The organism is Clostridium sp. (assembly GCF_016650095.1).
In the GTDB taxonomy this organism is placed as follows: Bacteria; Bacillota; Clostridia; order Clostridiales; family Clostridiaceae; genus Clostridium_AD.
Genome location: NZ_JAENWL010000191.1, coordinates 1 through 6,873 on the forward strand (window position 1 = coordinate 1; position 6,873 = coordinate 6,873).

Annotated in this window: 8 protein-coding genes and 1 tRNA gene; 6 read left to right on the forward strand and 3 right to left on the reverse strand. The window is 29.7% G+C overall.

Features of this window, described 5'->3' with window-relative positions; all coding sequences use genetic code 11:
• Positions 1-552: 552 nt before the first annotated feature.
• The 3 genes from JJE11_RS11660 to JJE11_RS11670 all read right to left on the reverse strand — a co-directional run bounded on the left by JJE11_RS11660 (position 553) and on the right by JJE11_RS11670 (position 3,479).
• A complete protein-coding gene (locus JJE11_RS11660) occupies positions 553-1,437 on the reverse strand; it encodes a phosphatidylserine decarboxylase (RefSeq protein WP_291635772.1) in 885 nt (294 codons plus the stop codon).
• Between the two features lie 15 nt (positions 1,438-1,452).
• Complete coding sequence (locus JJE11_RS11665) at positions 1,453-3,054, reverse strand: AarF/UbiB family protein (RefSeq protein WP_291635774.1); 1,602 nt, start codon at positions 3,052-3,054, stop codon at positions 1,453-1,455.
• Between the two features lie 71 nt (positions 3,055-3,125).
• Positions 3,126-3,479 carry a phasin family protein gene (locus JJE11_RS11670; RefSeq protein ID WP_291635776.1) on the reverse strand — a complete coding sequence of 118 codons (354 nt, stop codon included), beginning with the start codon at positions 3,477-3,479 and terminating at the stop codon, positions 3,126-3,128.
• 208 nt (positions 3,480-3,687) lie between these two features.
• Between JJE11_RS11670 and JJE11_RS11675 the strand changes: the two genes are divergently transcribed.
• The 6 genes from JJE11_RS11675 to JJE11_RS11700 all read left to right on the forward strand — a co-directional run.
• A tRNA-Arg gene (locus JJE11_RS11675) sits at positions 3,688-3,764 on the forward strand.
• Positions 3,765-3,912: 148 nt separating this feature from the next.
• The gene (locus JJE11_RS11680) at positions 3,913-4,353 is read left to right on the forward strand and encodes a nucleoside deaminase (RefSeq protein ID WP_291635778.1); all 441 of its coding nucleotides are present in this window, start codon (positions 3,913-3,915) and stop codon (positions 4,351-4,353) included.
• Between the two features lie 19 nt (positions 4,354-4,372).
• A complete protein-coding gene (locus tag JJE11_RS11685; RefSeq protein ID WP_291635780.1) occupies positions 4,373-4,600 on the forward strand; it encodes a (2Fe-2S)-binding protein in 228 nt (75 codons plus the stop codon).
• A gap of 277 nt (positions 4,601-4,877) precedes the next feature.
• Positions 4,878-5,639 carry a DeoR/GlpR family DNA-binding transcription regulator gene (locus tag JJE11_RS11690; RefSeq protein ID WP_291635782.1) on the forward strand — a complete coding sequence of 254 codons (762 nt, stop codon included), beginning with the start codon at positions 4,878-4,880 and terminating at the stop codon, positions 5,637-5,639.
• Between the two features lie 16 nt (positions 5,640-5,655).
• Entirely contained in the window at positions 5,656-6,585 is a 930-nt protein-coding gene (gene pfkB / locus JJE11_RS11695) for a 1-phosphofructokinase (protein ID WP_291635784.1), read from the forward strand.
• Positions 6,586-6,601: 16 nt separating this feature from the next.
• The coding region (locus JJE11_RS11700; protein ID WP_291635786.1) for a PTS sugar transporter subunit IIA at positions 6,602-6,873 on the forward strand (272 nt) is incomplete at its 3' end.

The window sequence follows — 6,873 nt, forward strand, 5'->3', positions numbered from 1 at the left end:
CCGTTCGAATTGAAGATTACAGTATAAGTATTAGTGGCCTTATCTGATAATGTATCATTTGACGGTGTTGAATAGGATGCTGCATTTGCGATTACATTAATATTCAAAAATAGGAACAATAATGATAGCGTGATGAATAAAAATTTTTTCAAGTAAATCCCTCCATATATAATATAGTATGTTTTAACTTTTATTATATTCTCTACATATATGTAAATTCCTTCAAAAAATAGTTTCTTAATTGAATATTTTTCCGCTATGTATATCGAAGTTTCAAAACCTAATTGTGTTTGGTGTATAAATCAGGGGGGGACTTTATGCGTTTTAAATATTTGAACTTTATAAAAAAGCATACAAGCTAGTAGTAATATTGAAAGGGTTTTTTTAGTTGATATAAATGGAAATATAGTATCAGATAGTTCTAAATCATTTATAGGAAAAAATGCAGCCGATCAAAGTTATCATTCTGTCAGTGTAGAACGGGGACAAGATATAAGGAATACTGACTTGTTATTTATTTGAATGTGTCTAATAGAAAATAGGACTGAAAGATTATTTCAGTCCTATTTTTTCGCCTATGTATACAGAAGTTTCAAAACCTAATTGTGTTTGGGTTAGCAAATTCTCATCAATTTTTACAACATTCTTTTTTAGAAATAGCATAACTGTGGAACCACCAAATTTGAAATATCCCTTTTCATCACCTTTTGTAATTTGGGCATTTGGACTATAGCTTTGAATAATTGAGCCTACGCAAGTAGCACCAATCTCCATATAAATAGTATCCCCAAAATTATCTGAGTGAAATATACTCCATTCTCTTTTATTCTGACAGAATAGTTTTTTTACGCTTTTTAAGGCTATAGGATTTACAGAATAATAATGACCTTCGATTTTTGTAGTATCGCCGCATATTCCATCATCAATAAAATGAAATCTATGATAATCAGTTGGGCATAATCTAAAGATTAAGCAAGTTCCTCCATCATATAAAGTGTATATTTCATTATCACGAAGTAGCTCTTTAAGAGAATAAGTAAAACCTTTTATTTGAACTAAATCATTTAGGTTAATATTCTCATAAGCAGAAATTTTGCCATCACAAGGTGAGATTAAAATATTATTGTCTTTAGGTATTATTCGAGAGTCTTTTTTTAAAGATCTTATAAAAAAATCATTAAAAGAAGAATATTGATCATAAGTCTTATCATATATAGACATATCAATATCAAGATCTTTAATGAAACCTTTAATTTTTTTAGAACTTGTTTTTGTATCGCAGTAATAACCATATAATTTTGAGAAGAGCTTTTTCTTAAGTAATAACTCAACTAGTCCAATTCCTACAGGCGAGGAATAAGACCAATTTAGATATTTTTCACCAGCTACTTTTTCAATCTCATATTTATTTTGTTTTCGATTGTAATATTTAATCATAAAAATACCTCGTTTTTATAGTTTCCCAGATTTTATTATTGAAATTAATAACCAAAAGCCCATAAATGCTGCAGTTATAAAACCGGTTATACCAATAATTGATATACTATGTATTTTAGGGCCTATACTAGAATTTAAAATTGTAGATGAACCTATAATCATAGAAGAAATAATAAGAGCAAATACTAACCTGTTTATACCTTTATTTAATTCATTTATAGGAGTGTTTAAATTTTTATGTTCGAGTTGCAGTTTTGCTCTTCCACTTATCAGACTATCAGACAATTCCATGATTTTTGAGGGAAGTCTAAATGAATCTTTCATAAATGAATAAGAACGGATAAGTAGTGTATCAAAATCTAAATGGGATAATAGTGAAGATTTATTATTAGCTTTTACATAAGGCACTGCTATATCTATTATTTTAATATCAGGAGCAATACTCGCGATGACTCCTTCCAGGATTACAAGACTTTTTATTAAAAGTGTTAAATCACGAGGTAAACGAATATTATTTTGTTTGGCTATGTCAAAGATTTCAGAGAGCATAACTGAAACCTGAATATTGTTTAAAGAAATTGAAAGGTAATTGATAAGAAGATAATCTAAATCTTCATATAATTTATTTCTATTTACATATCCCTTTTTTATTCCTATAGACAAAAGAGCTGAAATCATTTTATTTATGTCATTAAGAGCTACTGATGATATCATATCGTTTAAAGTTGATTTTATAGAATTTGAGAGTGTTCCCACAATTCCAAAATCTATAAAACAGATTTTACCTTCACATATCAATATATTTCCAGGATGTGGATCGCCGTGAAAAAAACCATCTTGTAATACTTGTTTTAGGTAAGACAAAGCTAGTTTTTTACCTAAATCCTCAACATCATAATGGTAAGTTAGGAGTTTTTCCATATCATCTACTTTAAAACCATAAACTCTTTCCATAGTTAAAACTTTAGTACTGCATAAATCCTCAACCACATAAGGCACATATAAAAATGCAACATCATTGTTGAACTTTTTAAAGTTATTTATATTTTTAACTTCATTGTTAAAATCAAGTTCAAGTTTTGTGATTAAAAGTATTTCATGTAAGGCTTCTTCTGGATCAATTAGTGCATCAGAAAATTTTCCTTTTGTGAGCCTTATTATTCTAACTAGTATAGAGATATCGAGTTTCATCTTTTCTGAAATGTCGGGTCTTTGAATTTTTACTACAACCTGCCTACCGTCCTTTAATATAGCTTTATGTACTTGAGAAATAGATGCCGAAGCTAAAGGTTCTTCATAAAACTTTTCAAAACACTCAGTTGTTGACATTGCAAACTCATCAAAAAATACTTTTTTTATGGTTTCAATATTTTCTGGAGCAACATCATCTTGAAGCTTTGAAAGTTCTACAATATATTCTGCTGATAATAGATCTGGCCTAGTGCTAAGTATTTGGCCGATTTTTATAAAAGTGGGACCAAGTTCTTCAAAGGCCTTCCTCAAATTTTCAGGGAGTTTATGTTGTTTTTTAAACTTAGAGTCTACAATGTATCCAAAGCCATAAGAGCCAAGAACTTTAAGAATTTCTCTAAATCGATTAACAGATTTTCGTCTCATTTTATACCTCACTTAAAAAGAAAAGCCCTAGAGTGAAACAGTAGGACTTTCATTTGACTTACAATGTATATTTATGATTGAGTTATTTCTAAATTTGATAACCTATTATTTAGATTTTCAATATCTTCTTTGGTTGCAAAGTTCATCTGTGAAAGGAGTAAAACCATATCTTCTTTTGTCAAAGGTTTCTCTTTTTTTATTAAAGAGTTCGCTCCTTTTGTCAAGGAGTTCGCTTCTTTTGTCAAAGAATTCACTTCTTTTTTTTCTTTAACATTTCTCTTTAGTTCTTCAGATAAATCTTTACCTTCTTCTAATGTTAACTTACCCTTTTGTACAAAATCATCTATTAGGTTTGTAGTTTTTTCATAAGTATATGCTGCAGATCCTAGTCCGGCTAGGAAAAAATTTTTTATATCGTTACTCAATTTAGAACACCTCCAATTAATAGTATATAGTGTACATTATATACTATTTTAGGTATTTAAATACTCATAATAGATAACATCCTTAATATTTTAATTAATTTTCATAAATCAATTAAAATAGTTTTATAAAGTTATAAAATAGTTTAAAAAATTATAGGTTGACATATTTATAAAAATGTAATAGTATGTAAAAGTAGAAATGAAATTTGCACCCGTAGCTCAGTTGGATAGAGCGTCCCCCTCCTAAGGGGAAGGCCGGAGGTTCGACTCCTCTCGTGTGCACCACAAACTAGTAAAGTAATACTTTGCTAGTTTTTTTACTTTGTTAGGAAATTATAATTTTAAAAGTATATAAATGTATTGAAAGACTAATAATTAAATAGAAACTTAATAATTATTAAGGAATGATTATTTATAGCATAAAGGGGTTTGCATGGAAAAAAATTTTATTAATGAAGCATTAAAAGAAGCAAAACGATCATTATTATTAAATGAGGTACCTGTAGGTGTAGTTATAGTTAAAGACAATGAAATAATTGCGAGAGCTCATAATTTAAGAGAAACGCTACAAGATGCTACTGCTCATGCAGAAGTTTTAGCTATAAAAAAAGCTTGCGAGGTAATAGGTAGTTGGAGATTAACTGGATGTGATATGTATGTAACCCTAGAACCCTGTCCTATGTGTGCAGGAGCTATATTACAGTCTAGGATAAGTAAATTATATATAGGAATTTTTGATCCTAGCGTAGGGGCTTGTGGTTCAGTTATAAATGTTCTTCAAAATGATGCATTAAATCACTGGACAGAAATAAAGTGGGTATACAACGCGGAATGTGGTAATTTATTAACTGATTTTTTTAAAGATAAAAGATAGTTAGAAGGGGAAAAATATTATGGATCAGAATATAAATAATGAAATAATGGATAAACTTACAAAAATATGTTTATGTAAAGCTATACCAAGGTCCACCATAAAAAAGGCTATAAAAAATGGAGCAAGAACTATAGAGGAAGTTCAAAAGGTTACGGGAGCAGGAACAGGCGGATGCAATGGGAATAGATGCACTCCTAAGATAGACGAAATTTTAAAACAGGAATTAGAGAAAGAGAAAGCACAATAGTTAAAGCATTATATAGTTTAAATATAAGTAGATATAATAAAAGCGAAGCCTAGTGGTTTCGTTTTTGTTCGTTTTAGAATGATATTTATTTTTATGTGTCTTAAATTATAAAATATATTCAAATTTCAATAAAAAGATAGACATTTTATGTTGACAACGTTATCAAATTGCATTAAAATAAACATAAGCGAAAGCAAATGAAACTAAAACAAACAACAAACAAATACAAACGAAGACTATTATTATTAAAAATATGCCAAAAGGAAGATTGAAAATTATGTTTGCTGAAGAAAGAAAATCAAAAATATTAGATCGTATAAACAAGTATTCAAAAGTAAAAGTATGTGATTTATCACAGCGATATGAAGTGTCAGAAGTAACTATTAGACGCGATCTTCAAGAATTGGAAGAAGACAAACTTATAAAAAGAGTGCATGGTGGGGCTATACTAAATCATAATACTAAATTTGAACCCACTTTTTCAGAAAAAATAGATAAGTTTTATGATGAGAAGGAATCGGTTGGAAAACTTGCAGCGTCAATTATAGCAGATGGGGACACAATAGCTATAGATACGGGGACTACTACTCTTAGTATTGCAAAGTATATAGTAGCTAAAAATATAACAGTTTTAACAAATTCATTGGATATAGCTTACGAGCTTGCTAAAAAGCCTGATGTGGAGGTTATTGTTACTGGAGGTGCATTGCGCTGGGAAACGAGAGCCATGGTAGGATCAGTAGCAGATAATACACTTAAGAATTTCAGGGTAGATAAAGCTTTTATTGGTACAAATGGTATATGCATTATTGATGGGTTGACTACTCCAAATATTATTGAAGCTAATACAAAAAGAGAAATGATAAAAATTGCAAAGCAAACTATTGTAGTATGTGACCATACTAAGTTTGGCACAGTTTCTTTTGCTAAAATTGTTGACTTAGATAGTGTTGATATGATAATTACGGATAATCAATTAGAAAATGAACTATTAGAAAAATTTGAAGAAAAAGGCGTACAAATTATGAAAACAAAATAAATTGGTGGTGAAAAAAATGATAATAACAGTGACTTTAAACCCAGCAATAGACAAAACCGTTGAGATAGACGAATTTAAAATTGGTAGTGTTAATAGAATTGTGTCTACAAGAGTCGATGCTGGAGGCAAAGGTATTAATGTATCTAAAGTTATTAAGGAATTACAGCATAAAAGTACAGCCTTAGGATTTTTAGGTGGAAGCAGTGGAAGTCAGATAAAAAATTACTTAGATGATATAAATATAAAAAATGAATTTTTATCTGTGAAAGGTGAAACTAGGACTAATTTAAAAATAATTGACAAGGTTAATAATACACATACGGATATAAATGAAAATGGACCTGATTTAGTGGAAGAAGATATTATTAATATAAAAGAAAAAATTATGGAATATTGCACGGGTGATTCTTTAGTAGTCCTTTCAGGCAGTGTGCCAAGTGGAACGGATAGTTGTATATACGGTGAAATAATCAAAGATATAAAAAACAAGGGTGGTAAGGTTATATTAGACGCAGATGGTGAAATGCTGATGTATGGAATGAAGGCTGGTCCATATATGGTAAAACCCAATATTGATGAACTTGAAAAAGCGTTTGGTATAAAAATCGATAGCGAAGATAAAGTTATTGAAACTGCTAAAAAGATATTAGAGTATGGAGTAAAATATGTAGTAATATCACAAGGGGCGAAAGGGTCAATTTTTATAAGTCGTGATAAAGTTGCAAAAGTAAATGGCATAAAGGTAGAGGTTAAAAGTACAGTAGGGGCAGGCGATTCTATGGTTGCAGCATTGGCCGTTGCAGTTGATAATAACTATAGTTTTGAAGAATCTATAAAACTAGCTTGTGCAACAAGTACAGCTAATGTAATGACTGAAGGAACACAAACGGGAAGATTCGAAGATATAGAGAAATTAAAAAAACAAATAAATATAAAATACCTATAAGAAAGGATGATTATTAATGAATATAACTGAATTATTAAATGCAAATCTAATTAGACTTGAGCTTACTAGTAAAACAAAAGAGGACGTAATAAAAGAGATGGCAAAAATGTTAGATGAAAATGGTAAGTTACTAGATACAGAGAAATATATAAAAGCTGTATTAGATAGAGAAAAAGAATTTTCAACAGGTATAGGTATGGGAATTGCCATACCCCATGGAAAAAGTAGTGGAGTTAAAGAGGCAGCATTAGTATTCGGGAGAAGCACAGGCGGTATTGATTATCAGTC